Here is a 16,336-nt window from a genome sequence, read left to right on the forward strand (position 1 = left end):
CTTCTTTCATATTTTTCAAAAAAGAGACCTTTCTTTTACCTTTCATCCACCATGAATCCATTCTTATATTTCCTGAATTTAGTTATCCCGAACTTTACCTCATCGCCTACGTCAAATGATCCTTTAGCTGCTATCACTACCTTCATATCCTTTACCTCCAGGAAAAGATAAGTTGACTCTCCCACTGACTCCATTGAGTTAACAACTCCATTGAATTCGCCATCATCTACCTTAACCCATTCTGGTCTGAACCCTATCTCGACTCCGTCAATCCCAATTACATTACCTGGAAGGAAATTCATGAGGAAGTCGCCTATGAAGTCTCCGACCCATTTAGTTTTTGGATACTCATACAACTCCATTGGAGTTCCAACCTGCTCGAACTTTCCCAAGTGAAGGACGGCTATTCTGTCGGCTAAGCTCATTGCCTCCTTCTGATCGTGAGTAACGTAAATGAAAGTCCCGCCTAATTCCTTCTGTATTCTCTTAAGCTCTCCTCTAGCCACAAACCTAGTTCTAGCGTCTAAATTGGATAAGGGTTCATCCAGCAGATAGAACGAAGGTTCCCTCACTATCGCTCTCGCTATGGCTACCCTCTGTTGCTGGCCTCCGCTTATTTTTGTAACGTTGTTCTTGAGAATATCTCCTATGCCCAAAAGTTTTGCTACCCTGTTAACTTTCTCCTGTATTTCTTCCTTCTTCATTCCCTTCATCTTTAAGGGGAAAGCTATGTTGTCGAAGACAGTCATGTTGGGATAAAGGGCATAGTTCTGAAATACCATTGCTATATTTCTCTTTTCTGGAGGAAGGTGAGAGATATCCTTTCCATCAACGAGGATTTGTCCCTTGTCAAGTTCCTCGATACCAGCTATTACCTTAAGCATGGTGGATTTTCCTGCACCGCTGGGTCCAAGTATCACGAAAAATTCTCCAGTTTCAATCTTTTCGCTTATTCCGTCAAGAACTACCTTTTGACCGTACCTTTTAATTAATTCCTTTAATTCTATCATATATCACATCACCACTTCACTTAATATTTTACACCTCCAGCTAAATATTCACCCTTCAAATATTTCTGAAGTATTAGAGTTAAAACAATCACAGGTATTGTGAAAACTAGGGAAAACGCTACCGCAGCTAGCTCGTTACCTCTCTCTATGTTCAGGTAAATTTCTACTGGTAATGTGGGATGTATAGGGGAGAGCAGTATAGCATATGTGAATTCATCCCACGAGAACATCCAAGATATTAGGAAAGCTGTAACTATTCCTGGTAGAGCTACTGGCATTAACACATCGGTCAAGAAGGAGAAAGTCGATGCACCGTCCATCTTTGCCTGATACTCTATTTCCCGAGGTACTGCAGAGAAAGTGCCCTGAAGTATGAAAACTGCTAGAGGGAGTGTAACTAATTCCTGAACTAATGCTAGACCGGGTATACTATCGAACAGATGTAACTTTATGAATTCCACGCTGATTGGAATTGCAACAATTAGTCCAGGCACCATGTTGGTTATCAGAAGGAGCACTATTATGCCATAGGCTAATCTACTTGGTAACCTACTAAGTCCATATCCTGCAGGCACGCCTAAAACTATAGCTAAAATCCCTACTAATGAAGCCACAAAGAAGCTCTTAAGGAAGGGGGAAATGAAGTCGTACTGAGTAAATGCATATATAAGATTATTCAATGTAAATTGTTTTAATATTAAAGATGGATATAAAGCTTCTAAAGTGAACTTAGCTGGGCTAAACGCTATAAGGAAAAGGAGGTACAACGGAACTAAAAAATACAAAGTGAAGATGGTCGCACCTACATATGTAAGGATCTTTCCAGCTTTCATCTCTTACCACCAAGTTTGATGTTGAGGAAAATTAATACTGAGATTAACGCCAAGATTAGAACGGCCCCAGCTGAAGCTAAGTTCTTCGTTGTGGTTGAATACAAACTGTAAGTCAAAGTGGTGAGCAATGGAGGAGTGTATCCAATTAATATTAGCGGTAAAGCGAAAATATTGAACTCGCTCACTCCTCTAATTATCAAGGCTATCGCAATGAATTTCTTTAGGTTAGGTAATGTAACATGTATGAATCTCCTAAGAGGACCTGCACCGTCCAATGACGCTGCGAAATATAAGTCCCTTGGTATCGAATACATGCCTGCCAAAAGTATTAGTGTCATAATAGGAGTGTTCTTCCAACTGTCGGCTATCATTACTATGAAAAGCGAGGATAAAGTAGTGGAGTACCAATTCACTCCATTTAGCCCAAATAGGTGGAGGAAGCTATTGGCATATCCTCCAGAAGTCTGGAAGATAAAGGAGAAAGTTATAGCTGCCACAACGGTGGCTACACCCATAGGTATGATGGATATTGTAGAGACTAACTTCTTCCCCCTGAACTCCCTGACCAAGATGGAGGATATACCAAGGGCTAGGCCCAATTGAATGAGGAGAGCACCAACGGTAACAATGACTGTGTTCTCAATCGTTCCATAAATGTTGAAGAAAAACAGTTCCTTGTAGTTAGCTAAAGTGAACTGTCCTCTAGAGTTTTCAAAGCTCAAATAAACAGCTCTAGCTGAAGGGTAAAATGCGAAGGCTAAAACGTAGATGATTGAAGGTAAAACAAAAAGGAAATACTTTAAATCTCTTCTCAAAGAGTTTCACCGCTACCCGTAAAGGGGTGCGAAGTATCCTTGTTCGTACTCGTTAGCTACGGTTGAGTTATAGTTCGTTAGTAGGTAGTTATACATTTCCTGGTTTGCACTGTTTAAAATTGACGGTATCTCTGAAGTAGGAGCATTGTTCTCTACGATGCTAACGAAGGCATTGTCAGCTATCTTGTTCCACTCATTTATCCATGGTACTGGTTCCCTAAAGAATGCGCTCTGGAAGGCTGTTTCCTCTGCCTTGAACAGTGAAGATACGTTAGAAGGAAGGTTATTGTAGGCTTGTGAGTTCACGGCTGGTTCTCCTAAAAGCATGATTATATCCCTCTGTACTTGATATGACAACAAGAACTTCACAAACAATAACAACGCATGGACGTGAGTTGCTCCCTTAGGTATTGCAATGACGTCTCCTCCCACCAAGTGATCGTTATTAGCAGGTCCAGTAGGTCCAGGGTAGAAACCTATTCCGCTTACGTTAATTCCCTCGCTCTTCATGGTGGAGTAAATGTATGGCCATTGATAGTCTAATATGTAGTATTTGCCGTTAGCTAGTCCTTTGTAATTGCCCCAGTAACCGTGTATATAATCAGGATTGAAGTATGCAGATAGTTTGTCCAAGTACGTGAACGCCTTTATATCACCCGAATCGTTGAAAACGAACGGATTTCCTCCTGCTTGAACCATCCATTGATACAACTCAGTTGAGGTACTTGCTCCACCATGTCCTTGGAACATCACCGGTTTAACGCCAGTCTTCTGATATATCAATTGTGCATCATTCATTAACTGTGACCAATTGGAAGGTGGAGAGGTTATTCCTACTTCTTTCATAACTATTTCGTTGTACCACACTAGGTGTATGTTTCCCCTAAATGGTATGAAGTAGACACTGTGGTACACGTGTTCTTCGTAATTCATCAAGTTTACCATAGACGGGATAAGGTTAGATGTAGGTAAGGACGACATGTAAGGTGTAATGTTCATTAGGTCGTTTGCGTAGATGAGCTCTCCTATAATCATATTATCTTCTGCTATAACAGTTGATCCTACATCGTTTCCTTCAACTAACGCTTTGATTGTTCCAACCATGTCTGAAGCACTTTCAACGTGCAATTTCACCGTTATGTTAGGGTATTCTTTCTCGAACAAGGGAATTATGGCGTTGTCAAAGATCTTGGCTTCTGAAGGTGCCAAGTCATCGTAATAATTTATAACTATTTTACCGTTTTGAGATGATGATCCAGTATAGTAATAATATCCTACTCCTGCAGCAACTACTATAACGGCAAGAACCAAGATTCCTATTAGTGCAGTTCTTCCTATCGCTCTTACTAATTTCTTGTTCATTATATATACCCGTAATACAATATGTTTTTACTATATAAAAAATTAGTTCTGCCTAGTATGATTCAAATAATTATTTCCAATACAAATTACCTTTAACCTATTTAAAATAAGTTGGATCATTTATACCTTTCTAAAAGAAAAATTTTTCATTTTATTATATTTTTTATAATATGAAAGTAAAATAATTTGACATGTTCTGTGCGTCAATAGGAAGTTTTTCAACTTACGATTAGTTGAAAAAGAGGGACATAGATTAAACTTTAGAGTTTTAATTGTATAATATAAATTCACGGTAAGTTAATATAATTTAATAGAATTTTTAAAGTTTAAGATAAATACAAATAAGATATAAAAATAAATTATTAGTAAATATTTTAATTATTATATTATATAAATTAAAAATAAAAGTCTTTTTCATACACCTTAGAGCCATTTCAGTGAAACTAGCTAATAACTTAGTAGAAACGAGCTATCCATCCTCCTTTACCTTTAACACGTTAAAGTGCCTTGATGCTCTGGAGATTATCAAAGAGTCAATCGATCTGTTACTGGTCTTAAAAGGTTGTTTCTAGACATCTTTTTCTATATGTACATTATATATTAGCAGATATATAAATTATTTATTCAATATTATTAAATATTATAAGATAATAGACAGCTTTAAATAAACAAAATTGACGTAATTTTATTCAATATATAAAGATTATAGAGGAAATTCAGATAGATAAATATCATTTTATGGCAAAAAAGGGAAAGCTGCATTCCTAGATAAATTCTGCTTTCTAAGGGCGATGTGTATAGATATGTCTCTACGGTATGCAAATAATCTAAATATAAGCCTTATAACTACCTTATCTCACAGATGGGATCTCTAAGTTAGAAAGATGAAAAAGGTATTATAAATGAGTAACAGAATTCACCCTGTGAAGCTTAAACTAATATGGTTTCTGCTTAGGTCTAGGTTTAGCGTACCATTGATCGTGATCTACTTGTTAGGCATTATCTTTGCAGTAGTAGAATTTTACTTTTCCATTGAGGCGTACTTTGGAATCAACAACTTAGCTGAGGTTTACGCTCGTAACTTAACCTTCATGAACATATACTTCCTCTTCGGAACTATACCATTGGCATTTCTGACTCCAACTCCCACTAAAGCTGACGCGTTCAACGTATTTACTCTACCTTATCCAATGGAAGAGATGTATGATAATTGGTTTGGCTTTCAATTTTTTTATAGATTGATGTTCTTGGGTTTCTTCTCAGCAGCCTTTCAAGTTGACGTTCTATCACCTTTCGGTCTTCCCTTCGTGTTGGAATATTCCCTAACTGGAGCTTTTCTGTCACCCGTGAACATGGTGAATAGGAAAATGAAGCCTCTATTTTATGGAGGACAGCTTGCTGAGGCATTATCTTTTGCCTTCCTTCCTACTTTAGTTTCAATCGGAATATCCACTTTGATTACCCTAGCTTCTATGACAACTTACCTTTTAATGAGGTCCAGATACGACCCGGTTGAATTCCTGTCTACACTCTTTTCGGCAGATAACAGAGAAGTAGGTCAAGATAGAGTCATAGTCTCCTCATCGGGAGAGAAAGCCTTGATCATCAACAGATTAAAGAATCCGCTCTTGGTCCTGACCTTTAACGTGTCTGGACAGCTTAAGATAATAAAGCCAAGGATAAACGGAAGAGTAATCATGTTCTTACTTTCAATTGCAGGTGGGACATTCACCTTAATGATGTCTACGTTTCTTAGGAATTACCTTAACGTATTGGGAGGATATTACGTTGTCGGGTTAGCCTTTTACTTAGTTTTCATTTTCATGGTCCAATGGTTAGTTGTAGGCACATTAGCGTTTGAGAGACCTTGGTTAGGGGTTCAGATATTCGGCGCAAGGAGGTATTTTAGGGACGTACATATAAGCAACTTGACAAACCTGACCTTAGCTTGGGTCGTAATTTTCGCATTCTCCATAATTTCCTCTTTATTTGTATCTTTGAAGATATTATTTCTAGCTATACTTGTCCTTCCATCGTCTTGGCTATTGTACCTTATAAGCTTCGTGGCCTCGGCGTCATCTTTGCCCAACGTTCAGACCATAGTTGACGAGAGCCAACCCTACGTCTCTACGGTGAGAAACGTTGTAGGAATATCATTCCTTAACTTTGTTCCCTTCTTTGTATTACTAGTTACCTCCGAAATAGCCGGGTTTGTGTCAACTTTTACGTTCATGGAGATTTCGCTTGCGGAAACGTTAGCTATCTTCGCCCTGGTGTGGGGCATAATAGCCACGGGAATTTATTACAACTCGCTGCTAAGGGTTATGGCCCTCAAAGGATATTTCTAATGAGCTTAGATCCGTTCTCCTTATATATATGAGAGCTGTGATAAAAGGAGAGCTAAGGAAATACACACATAATTACGTTCTTAAGTATCTATTTAAATAATTTTTGTGTAAAGAATTTATCTTAGGTACAGGAAATGAACTTCCTTACTATCTTATTTTCCTGCAGGAGATTCATATATTCATCATGGAATCTTACTATTATATTGACCTTGGAGTCTTCGCTATAATTATAGCGATAATTCTTCTGAGGAGACTGAGACCTAGAAAATTTAAAAAGACTAGAGTATTCACGTTGCCCTCGATTTACTTGGTTTTACTTTTGTTCTCATCGTTAGGTCTATCCAGCTTAATGCTTATCTCCTTAATACCGACTGGATATCTAGGATATCTGTTTGGCATGAGAACGTTAGAAAACAATGAGATCCGTTTCTTCTACAGGAACGGAAAACTTTATTATCAATGGCCTACGTCAATAACGCTATTGTGGTCAACGCTTTTCATTGCTAGAATTTCACTCTATTTTCTGGGGCTAAACTTCAATCAGGGTTACGTTGCAAATCTCTTGATCGATTACGTGATAAATCTCCTGCTTTCTGTTAACACGGGCCTTTTAATTGCTGCTTCGAGGATCACTCTACAGAAGGCGAAGAAGCTGGAAACCTTTTAAATGAAAACATTCAAGGTCTTCTTACTAAAGTAAACTACTTTGTCATCACGAATGTGATCTCGAGGTTAGAAAGATGAAGTTCCCATGAAGGCGGTTTCCTTGTCAAGACTTTGAATTCAAGTCTTTTACAAAAAGTGGGAAGTCAGAGGGATGATAAAAGCCTATTTGCGGGGATAGTTCCCTACTCAAGGTTTAAATACTTCTCTTGCATGACATCGGCTAGTAGCGCCAATGATGCTCTCCTCGATTGAGGAATTAATGGAATTTGACAAATCCCGTTTTCATATGGATGATTCTCTGAGTCGACTGTCCCACCAAATGAGAGGTGTAATCCCCAATAGATTTTGGGAACTATGAAACCTTTGGGAGGAGAACTCTTCTAGAGTGAAGTGGAAGTCAGGTTAGTTTATGACAGATCTGAATATCTTTGGTGTAGATTACTGACCTATCATTTAACGAGAACGTCTTTATCTCAACCTTAACGCCTCCCTTTAAAGTTTCTCTAAAAGTAGAAGCAAACTTGGGGTCAGTCTCCTCGTTCGGCATGAAACATTCGGCGTTCCTCATTACTAGAATCATTAATTTTGCTTCCATTCCTTTTTTCTTGGCAGCTAAAAGTTCCTCCAAATGTCTCCTTCCCCTTTCTGTAGGAGCATCTGGAAAGAGGGCTACTCCATTCTTTACGAGCGAAGCTCCTTTTACTTCGACAAGAGTATTATCGTATTGAAAGTCTATCCTGCTTCTTCCCCACTTTACCTCGGATTTAACATCCTTAGGAAGAAATAGCCTGGCTATCTTATTGTGAATGCTTGAATCTGTTATAACCCATTCGTTGTCCCAGCATGCTTCGATTTGACATTTAGTTTTCCTGTCTCCTTCTACATTAGTGAACAGAACCTTGTTTCCCTTATATAATAGCTCCTTTAGTCTACCAGGGTCATGAAGGTGACACTTATAATTCTCATCTAGAATTACTACGAACCTATTAGGTCTTTCTCTAACTTTTCCTTCCATGAGTGGAGGAAACTTGTATACTTCTTCACCGGGCTGAATCAATTACCTTCATGTAAACTCTTCATGCGGAAAATTAAAAGACAACTTGTTATGATGTGATTGCGAACTGAGAACGATTTTACTTGCGTAAGGAAGCTCATAAAGAGCAACATTATGGAGCCTAATCCTCCTGAGGGACTTGCCAGCAAGTTGTCTCATGTGAATGTTCTCCGTCATGAAGACGTTGTAATACTCAGCGAAGTATTTCCCCCCCCCCACAACTTCATGTATATGTCTACCCTGAGATTACTCAGGTGTTCATAAGATTTATCTAGCTTAGCCTTTGCCTTAAACCAGTTATGGGAAAGGAAAGCCTTTCTAGAACTGCAGGTTAGGTATATTATGTCTTTCTGTATAAACCCAAGGAAAATGAGGAATAGCATACAGAGGAATATATGAATTTTTGTAAGAAGAGAGTTAAGTACACTCATATTATTGCTTAGATCTAAGTGACTTCTCTATCGTGACAAAATCTCTCATGAAGATTAGCGATACCATAAAGAATACGAAGTACAAAAAGGATTTTGTATTTTATATACACAACGCAAAAGAAAATAAGGTGAAGCCTATCTATGATTACTACAGCGTCAGCTCTTCTTCTCTTAGCTTCACTATTTTTTCGCTTATTTGTATTTTTCTAATTTTAACTGGCTTTGTTGTTGTTACTTTCTCCCTTCTTCCCCTTATCCTCAGCACTTTCCCTTTCGGCTATTTCCTCTAATGCCATAACCAAGTTAGCTTGAGCGTAGGAGTTAGGATAGTTTCCTAGGAATTCCTTTGACTTAACGTTGATTTTATCTCCAACAAGGTAAAAACCTTCTCCCACCTCGAGTATCTTCTCCAAGATTAACTTCGCATCATCTAGTCTCCCCAACTTGGTGTATATCCTTGCCAACCAAAGGGAAGATAGGGTTGATGGATAGATGCATTCGCCCAAGGAATCTTGCTTATATCTCTTAAGTAATCCGTCTACAGATAGGGTTTCCTCAATCTGTCTCAAGGTAGCCTGAAAGATCTCATCTTTTACGTCTATGAAACCGTAAAGTGGCAAGGTAAGAAGAGATGCATCGACTTCTTTTCCTCCAACCCTCTTGACAAATTTTCCTTCAACGACTCCGTTATCCATGATCCATTCCTTTATTTCGTTTCTTGCTTCTCTCCAAGGGTTGTCCCTATCTATTGCCTTCATCAACTTTCCTGCTCTATCTAAAGCAACCCATGCCATAACCTTGGAGTGAACGTTTTGAGCCTTCGTATCTCTTTCCTCCCAAATTCCTACGTCGCCTTCCTTCCAGTTATCTGAAATCCAATCAGCAACGTATTCCAATATGTCCGCGTGATTTTTCACATAGTTATCGTCTCCTGTTGCCTCATAGTACTTGTAGAATGCATTCATGAACGAACCCTCTAAGTCTAGTTGAATCAAGGCCAATGCATCATTACCTATCCTGACCGGCTTAGAACCCTTGTATCCTGAAAGCCAAGGTATTTCTATCTCTTTTGGAGGCAAGGAACCATCAATTGAGTAAAGCGAATACATGAATGGTTTAGAGACGAATGAAACCATCCTTGACAGGAATTCTATGATTCTCCTGGCTTCCTGGGCATATCCGGTAGCTATCAACGCCTCGGCTACCGCTGATGAATCTCGAACCCAAGCATATCTGGAGTCCCAGTTCCTAGTTCCCCCTTCCACTTCCGGAAGAGAGGTTGTTGGAGATCCAACCACAGCGCCGGTTGGATTATACATCAACCCTAATAGCATACCTACGCTATTCTGATATGCGTCAAGAAGTTTATCTCCGGTGAAGTTGCCTATTTTTACTTCAGCTACTTTTCCCTTTCCTCTCTCCCTCTTCATCAGGTTCTTCCAGTAGTTTATTGTCCTATCGAATCCCCTTTCTACGTTGAAACTCACGTTCTTTCCGTATATCCCGAACCTCTCATCACTGAAGTATCCCAAGTAGATGTATCCTTCTCCTTTAACGTACCAAGAACCGTCGTACTTAACCTCATCGAAAAGGAAGTGTGCCTCTAGGAAATCTGTTCCGTTATCGAAGAAACGGAACACCTTGTCAGTGACCTTCTTTACCTTAGCTCCATTCCTACCGTAATAGAAGGAAGGAGATAACTCAACCTTCAATTCTGAATTTGCCTTGATCTTCCTTACTATTCCATGATCTCCGTAAAGAAGAAGATCAGTGATCTCGCTTCCGTCCTTCAGTTTGGTGGAAACCACGTTGGGTACAACGTATTCCTGTGATACAACTTCGCTCTCAATTCTGAAATGACCTCCCTTTTCCTCGTCAAGTAACGAGGAGAAAACTGATGGAGAGTCATATCGCGGGAACGATAGCCACACAACGTCAGTACCTCTTATAATTGCTCCTGTAAACTCGTTGTTAATACACGGAAGAGGTTTCACATAGAGATTATCATTAGCTCCATTTTAAACTCTATGAAATTTGTGACTAACAAATTTTTCCAAATCTAATGAATTTAAAAATCTATGCCGTTAGTAGCAAAGTTAGATAGATAATTAATCTTTAAGTAGTCCTTCATTTTTTGTTTTAGTCTTAGCTGGTAACAAATTATATCTTAACCAAAGGAGATTAAAGAACACACAACCAATTTAAAAAGAATAGAAGAGATATTTTTGATAATACCTTCTATAACTTTTTTATTAAAATTTACATTATGGTCCATATGGATTCGTTGGTGGAGACGGCGGCATTCCAGTCTGTCTCTTCTTTCTAAAATATGATATTACTCCTATAATTCCTGCAATTATAGCAATTATTAATCCTACAAATACCAGTATGACGCCTATTCCAGCCATCTCTACCTTGCTAATGTCAATCGTCTTGACTACGTACTTCACGTCAACTGCATGTGTATAATTGTTGGTGAAAGAATATACTGAAGGTGTTGTAGTAGAGGTTACCTCTGAGAGATATATTCCATTAGCTTGAGTTATCGTTGAATTGAACTCTATGGGAGCTGTTGAATTATAAGCAACTAACATAATAGTATTTGAAGGAACTACTATCGATATCGATTTACCAGGAGGTAAAGAGGAGAAGCTCTCTGACTTCAATGAGCTTAACGTGGAACTAACCACTCCTCCCAAGTAGTCGGTTCCGTATATTGATAGCCCCAAGCCTATCGCTAGCAACACCACTCCTATTATTGCAACAATGAACCACTTATTCATAAAGAAATACTTTTCGTCGTCGATATTTATTATTTTTCACATGACGCTTTTTCGTCAATCACTTCAATTTTTGTTTTCTCTTTATATTAATTTTTAATATATATACACAAAATATTTTAATTACAATTATTATTGAAATACAGGATTAACTATTCTAAAGTGACTTACAATATAGTTTATTTAATTTAATTGAAAAAAGTATACTTCTCCTCTTCTTTTTACTCATTGAGCCTATTCTATACGTCGCGGTTAAGTCTTTACTTCTGTGGGGTAGAATTTTTCATCATAGCTTTCATAAACTGGAACGTCTTCAAGACAGAAAAGGAATAAAGCAAAACGACGACTATGTTCAATGCAATAATGAAGTCGACGAAGGTATATATTCCTGTCATTTGAAACAGCATAAAAGCCGAAAACATAGCTATTCCAGTAGGGAAGACGTAAGCCCAAGATATGAGGGATGGAGGCTCCCTAATCCTGTTAACTGCTATAAATAAACCAAGTACCAAGTTCCATAGTTCGAAATCGAACAAGGAGACTCCGATTGCTAAAGCAGCCTTTTCAGGAACGTCAAATAATCCCAGATAATTATAAGCTGGAAAGGAAAGTACGTTTATTCCAATTATACTTGCCGCTCCTAGAGGGATCATCACTGTGGGATATGCCCTTGTGCCTTGAAGGTGGGAAAGAAGCGACACGGATCCTAAGAATACGAATTGAAGTACTGTAATTCCTAGAGCCAATAGCATCAAAATGTAGATAGTTCCAACGTCCTTCAAAACGTATGAGAAAGGAGGCAAAATTGGAGCTCCCAAGACAACGTCTGCACTGAGAGCTATTGATGGAACCAGTAAGGCATAGCTGGGTGTAACTTTCTGCCCTAGATATATTTTCACCCACGTTACGACGTTTATCACGAATGCCAGTGCGTATCCGAAGAAATATAGATAACTGAGGTCAATGACCGTTGTTGGAGAATAAGAAATATACACTGTGTAAAAGAATCCTGATACGAAAATTAGAACTGCGATGAATGCAGAGAACGCTACTCTGTTTATTGAAGATAAATCTTCCTTAATGTTGTTTATGTCTCTGTACCCATAAGCCCAGCCTATTAATATTAAGGCAAACAGCGCAAGTGCTATAAAATATATTACTTTCCCAACTTGAAGGGCTAAACTCATGTTGAACACTGTATAGTCAATCCAAGAAGTTAGGGAGAGAACCATGGTTCCTAAAACTATAGGAAACCACTCGGTCGTTATTCTCATAGTGATCGTTTAGTTAACTAAATCTTTTAGAGTTTGTCTACGAGCTTTTTTAAAACAAACATCCATATTTATTCATCGCCATTAAAAGAGCTTAAATATATTTCCTAAATTTTTTAGAAAGTTTTTTAGAAAGAGCGATAAAAAGTTATTAAGTTTTAAAAAACTTAGGTTATAAAAAGAAAATTTTCTAAATATACACCGTGGTTTTGGTACTGTTTAAGGTATAATTCAAAACTATAAATCGTAAATTTAGATACGATTTAACGAAGAAAAAAATTATCCTTTTTAAAGTTGATTTAAATCATTTAGACGCTCTCTGATATATCATGGTTCTAAAACCGAGAAAGTCGTTACCGTTTTATTAGGTTTAGAATAACTAAATAAATAAGTTATAAAATGAAAAGCTTGTCAATCTAGTCTTTGAGTGATACTATCACATGGACTAAAAAGAGAAAAATAAATATTAAAATAATGAAATATTTTGTAAAAAACAACAATAAGTTTCTTCCATGTTTTTATCCTTATATAGCTTAAAGAGTTATTCTACTCGAATATATATATGATAAATCAATGAATTTCATCATTTAAATAATAAAGAGAGATTATTATAGCTTGTTATTAATTCCTCTTACATGAACAAGCTTAGACGATAAAAGACGAGAAATACAAGGAAAAGAGAAAAACTTTAATTGAGAGTAAGTTGAAGCTGTCATTAGCACTTTTATTATCTATTTATTCTGTCTCCATCGTCATCCTTGTCGAGTTCAGTGCTGAAACTCCTAGGTCCCTTTAGTTCGCTTTGTTTCTTCACGTCAAAGTCGCTAGCATAGGATATTTCTCCTCCACCTACATATCTATCCTGAATTTGTTCTAGTGTCATTTGCTTCGTCTCTAAGGACAGGAAGTAGTATACCACAGCAGCGATTACACACATTGCGGTCTCGTATATGAATGTATCCTCAATTCCAAGTACTGCGTACAGTGCAAGTGAAGGGAGTGCCAGTCCAAACTCAAAGAGCTTCTCCCATCCTACTGATAGCCCCCTTAGGTTAGTTGGAAACACCTCAGCTGCTGGAACGTATTGCAGGGTTCCTACAAGTCCTACGTTGATAAAGAAGAACAATGAGAACATTCCTATGACTAGTGGTATGCTGAGAAAGTGGTTAACGTATGCAATTAACAATATCAAAGATGGAATTGCCGTCAGACCGAAGCCAAGGGTTCCCAACATCCTTCTTCCTATTTTGTCCGCAGTAAAGACTGTCAACAATACGCCTAAAGTACCAAGTACATCAATGGTCAAAGTCCCAAGCAGGGAATCAGTTGAAGACGCGCCTAGGTCGCTCAGGAACTTAGATGAGTAGACTGAGACTAAATTGATTATCAAAGCGTAAGCTGCACCGATCCAGAAAATGTATGCTACCTGCCTTTTGTAAGTCTTGCTGAAGAACGTCTTTACGCTCTGAATGGTAGAGTATCCCTTTGGAGTTATTGCATCCAAGTTGATCTCTGGAGCCAAACCGCAGTTCCTTAAACCCTGAACTACCTTTTCAATTGTCTTCTTGTCTCCCCTTTCCACTGCCCACCTGATGCTCTCAGGCATCTTTCTCCTCAGGAGGAACAACACAATTGGTGGAATAGCCGCAATGATGAAATCAGCCCTCCACGCCAAATAAGTTCCATACAAAGCAGTAAAGCCTAGTCCTATTCCTACTGTGGCTATTGTGCCTAACATGAAAAACACTTTCTCCATCGACAGTAATCTCCCTCTAGTGTCTGCAGGCGCATACTCGGATACTAGTGGTACTGCTGCTGCATAGTCTATCCCTATGAAGGCTCCCAGGAAGAACCTGAATATAAAGAATGATATTCCATCTATTGACGCTGCACTAAGCAGAGCGAACACTGCCATTCCAATTGTATCATAGACGAACAAATTCTTCCTACCGAGCTTGTCCGATAATAAACCTCCTACTACGGCACCTCCAGCTACTCCTATCCAATATCCAGCAGTGATTATTGAGAGCATTAATGCACTTAGATGAAACAGAACACCTACTGCTATTAATGAAACCGAAGCTCCGAATTCGTTGAAGGCATCGGTGAAAGGTCCAAGTGCAGCTAGTACCGTGAGCCTCTTGTGGAAGGAGGCGACCTTAGAGTTATCTAAGACATCGTATTTGATATCTGACATTTTAGACCGATAAAACCTATGGAAATCATTATATAAAAATCTTGATGTTTTTTAGGTTATAAACATTAGAATAGTTTTAATTTTAGTTAAAGAAAAACAAAGAGTTGGTTTCAAATGATGAGACAAGATTAAAGTTATAAATCCGATGGGAATTAAAGCTTATTATTTTATTTAAGACAATGATAATTATTGACATATCAGAATGTTCAATTTGATATGTAATAGCTAAGGATTAAATTACACGATTTAATAAAAACAAAACTGAAATTGCAGATAGTGTACTGGTGAACTAGGAGACATTTGTTTAGGATTATACTGATAAATAGCTAATAAAAACATAAACATGTAAAAATCTTGTATTTTTAATTATCTAAATTTATATTATTTATTAAATAACTCAAACTTGTAAACCTTATCCTTTTATGATTTTAGTTTTCTAACATGATTAGCGTCATATAATATCCTTATTAGAATCCTTATTAGAGTATAGTAAAGGATCTCCTTTACCCAGATAAAGGGAAGGTATTAAGCTCATGATATGCCTGAGTATGAATAAAAGATAAAGGTTCCTATTTTTGGCTCATGAAGAAACTAACAAAATTCGGCCTCATCATAATAAAAGATACAAATGAACTAGTAAAAGTAAATTATACAAAGTTAAAAGAATATTCTAAATATTTATTTCTTCATTATTTTCTCTAAATATATAGTAGCTTTTATAATGGATGCAGGTATAGAGAAAGATCATGGACTCAAGTAAAGTAATGATACTTTCCGATTTCGACAGGACATTGGCCCCTGAGGAGAACGGCTTCATAATAGAGGATTATGTAGTCAAGGAGATAAATTCGTATAGTGAGTTTAACCTCTTCTTCGTGGTCACAGGAAGGGAACGGAAGAACGTTAGTGGCGTGAAAAGAAAGAGCGTATTTGAGCTAAGCAACGGCCTCGTCCCAACGGGGTGGATATTAGAGAACGGCTCAATGATACTATATCGAGGAGAACACATCATGGTAAGCAAGCAATGGTTGCAAGACATGGACGAAATCTCAAGGAGGTTCTCTCAAGAGGGCATTGATCATGCCTTAGGGGAAACCATAATGTTCGCGGACAACACGCTTGACAAAAGGGAACTTTTAGAGAAAATAGTGAAAGATGTAAGTCAGGGTAGAGGAAAGGTGGAATGGAACACTGACGACGCTATGGTAATGGCGTCAAACGTTGATAAAGGAAGAGGAATAAGGGACTTAGTCGACATGATGCAGTTTAAGGGAATAAAGGTAGGAATAGGAGACGCGCAGAATGACATTCCTCTCTTTCAAAACGTTGACGTAAAGGTTGCCATGGGAAATGCACTACCAGAAATAAAGAAAATGGCAGACATCGTAATGAAAGGAGGTCCAGGGGAAGGAGTACTAGAGGTATTAGACATGATCAGGGAAGGAAGGCTTTTGGATATTGTTAAACAACATTATATTTAAAATTATTAAGTATGATTAAAGAATTTTAGAACTTTAGTCAATTCTTTATCACTTTTTATAGATGCTAGGGATATAATGCGAATAAATA

General features: G+C 37.9%; 12 protein-coding genes and 1 pseudogene. 3 read left to right on the forward strand and 10 right to left on the reverse strand.

What is annotated here, in order from left to right:
* Positions 1 to 35 precede the first annotated feature (35 nt).
* From RQ359_RS06875 to RQ359_RS06890, 4 genes are read right to left on the reverse strand one after another with little or no spacing between them, the layout of a single operon-like run.
* Positions 36 to 1,010, reverse strand: a complete 975-nt coding sequence (locus RQ359_RS06875; protein WP_156017216.1) for an ABC transporter ATP-binding protein — start codon at positions 1,008 to 1,010, stop codon at positions 36 to 38.
* Between the two features lie 20 nt (positions 1,011 to 1,030).
* Entirely contained in the window at positions 1,031 to 1,843 is an 813-nt protein-coding gene (locus RQ359_RS06880; RefSeq protein WP_054839312.1) for a carbohydrate ABC transporter permease, read from the reverse strand.
* On the reverse strand, positions 1,840 to 2,658 hold the full coding sequence (locus RQ359_RS06885) for a carbohydrate ABC transporter permease (protein WP_054839313.1): 819 nt from the start codon (positions 2,656 to 2,658) through the stop codon (positions 1,840 to 1,842). The genes RQ359_RS06880 and RQ359_RS06885 overlap by 4 nt, the downstream gene beginning before the upstream one ends.
* 12 nt (positions 2,659 to 2,670) lie before the next feature.
* Entirely contained in the window at positions 2,671 to 4,020 is a 1,350-nt protein-coding gene (locus RQ359_RS06890) for an ABC transporter substrate-binding protein (protein ID WP_054839314.1), read from the reverse strand.
* 923 nt (positions 4,021 to 4,943) lie between these two features.
* On the opposite strand from RQ359_RS06890, the gene RQ359_RS06895 reads away from it, so the two are divergent.
* Together RQ359_RS06895 and RQ359_RS06900 are read left to right on the forward strand one after the other, a co-directional pair.
* On the forward strand, positions 4,944 to 6,368 hold the full coding sequence (locus RQ359_RS06895; RefSeq protein WP_206338990.1) for a hypothetical protein: 1,425 nt from the start codon (positions 4,944 to 4,946) through the stop codon (positions 6,366 to 6,368).
* A 184-nt stretch (positions 6,369 to 6,552) separates the two neighbouring features.
* Positions 6,553 to 7,035 carry a hypothetical protein gene (locus RQ359_RS06900; protein ID WP_156017204.1) on the forward strand — a complete coding sequence of 161 codons (483 nt, stop codon included), beginning with the start codon at positions 6,553 to 6,555 and terminating at the stop codon, positions 7,033 to 7,035.
* A 396-nt stretch (positions 7,036 to 7,431) separates the two neighbouring features.
* On the opposite strand, the gene sfsA is transcribed toward RQ359_RS06900, so the two are convergent.
* The 6 genes and pseudogenes from sfsA to RQ359_RS06930 form a co-directional block, all read right to left on the reverse strand.
* Positions 7,432 to 8,091 (reverse strand): DNA/RNA nuclease SfsA, encoded by a 660-nt coding sequence (gene sfsA / locus RQ359_RS06905; RefSeq protein ID WP_276608306.1) that lies wholly within the window; start codon positions 8,089 to 8,091, stop codon positions 7,432 to 7,434.
* A 90-nt stretch (positions 8,092 to 8,181) separates the two neighbouring features.
* A pseudogene (locus RQ359_RS06910) lies at positions 8,182 to 8,411 on the reverse strand (RNA-guided endonuclease InsQ/TnpB family protein); the annotation flags it as partial.
* Between the two features lie 320 nt (positions 8,412 to 8,731).
* The gene (locus tag RQ359_RS06915; RefSeq protein ID WP_054839181.1) at positions 8,732 to 10,513 is read right to left on the reverse strand and encodes a glycoside hydrolase family 15 protein; all 1,782 of its coding nucleotides are present in this window, start codon (positions 10,511 to 10,513) and stop codon (positions 8,732 to 8,734) included.
* Between the two features lie 270 nt (positions 10,514 to 10,783).
* A complete protein-coding gene (locus tag RQ359_RS06920) occupies positions 10,784 to 11,302 on the reverse strand; it encodes a hypothetical protein (RefSeq protein ID WP_054839180.1) in 519 nt (172 codons plus the stop codon).
* A gap of 257 nt (positions 11,303 to 11,559) precedes the next feature.
* Positions 11,560 to 12,573, reverse strand: a complete 1,014-nt coding sequence (locus RQ359_RS06925; protein WP_156017201.1) for a TDT family transporter — start codon at positions 12,571 to 12,573, stop codon at positions 11,560 to 11,562.
* 724 nt (positions 12,574 to 13,297) lie between these two features.
* Complete coding sequence (locus RQ359_RS06930) at positions 13,298 to 14,767, reverse strand: MFS transporter (RefSeq protein ID WP_083477024.1); 1,470 nt, start codon at positions 14,765 to 14,767, stop codon at positions 13,298 to 13,300.
* 746 nt (positions 14,768 to 15,513) lie between these two features.
* Here RQ359_RS06930 and RQ359_RS06935 point away from each other — a divergent pair.
* Positions 15,514 to 16,248: an HAD-IIB family hydrolase gene (locus RQ359_RS06935; RefSeq protein WP_054839114.1), complete on the forward strand. Its 735-nt coding sequence runs from the start codon at positions 15,514 to 15,516 to the stop codon at positions 16,246 to 16,248.
* Positions 16,249 to 16,336: the final 88 nt, after the last annotated feature.

Source organism: Sulfuracidifex metallicus DSM 6482 = JCM 9184, assembly GCA_032834875.1.
Taxonomy (GTDB): domain Archaea; phylum Thermoproteota; class Thermoprotei_A; order Sulfolobales; family Sulfolobaceae; genus Sulfuracidifex; species Sulfuracidifex metallicus.

Bases quoted from the DNA above. Each gene is read 5' to 3' on its own strand.
- RQ359_RS06875 (WP_156017216.1), bottom strand. From the start codon at position 1,010: ATGATAGAATTAAAGGAATTAATTAAAAGGTACGGTCAAAAGGTAGTT.
- RQ359_RS06880 (WP_054839312.1), bottom strand. From the start codon at position 1,843: ATGAAAGCTGGAAAGATCCTTACATATGTAGGTGCGACCATCTTCACT.
- RQ359_RS06890 (WP_054839314.1), bottom strand. From the start codon at position 4,020: ATGAACAAGAAATTAGTAAGAGCGATAGGAAGAACTGCACTAATAGGA.
- RQ359_RS06900 (WP_156017204.1), top strand. From the start codon at position 6,553: ATGGAATCTTACTATTATATTGACCTTGGAGTCTTCGCTATAATTATA.
- RQ359_RS06920 (WP_054839180.1), bottom strand. From the start codon at position 11,302: ATGAATAAGTGGTTCATTGTTGCAATAATAGGAGTGGTGTTGCTAGCG.
- RQ359_RS06925 (WP_156017201.1), bottom strand. From the start codon at position 12,573: ATGAGAATAACGACCGAGTGGTTTCCTATAGTTTTAGGAACCATGGTT.
- RQ359_RS06930 (WP_083477024.1), bottom strand. From the start codon at position 14,767: ATGTCAGATATCAAATACGATGTCTTAGATAACTCTAAGGTCGCCTCC.
- RQ359_RS06935 (WP_054839114.1), top strand. From the start codon at position 15,514: ATGGACTCAAGTAAAGTAATGATACTTTCCGATTTCGACAGGACATTG.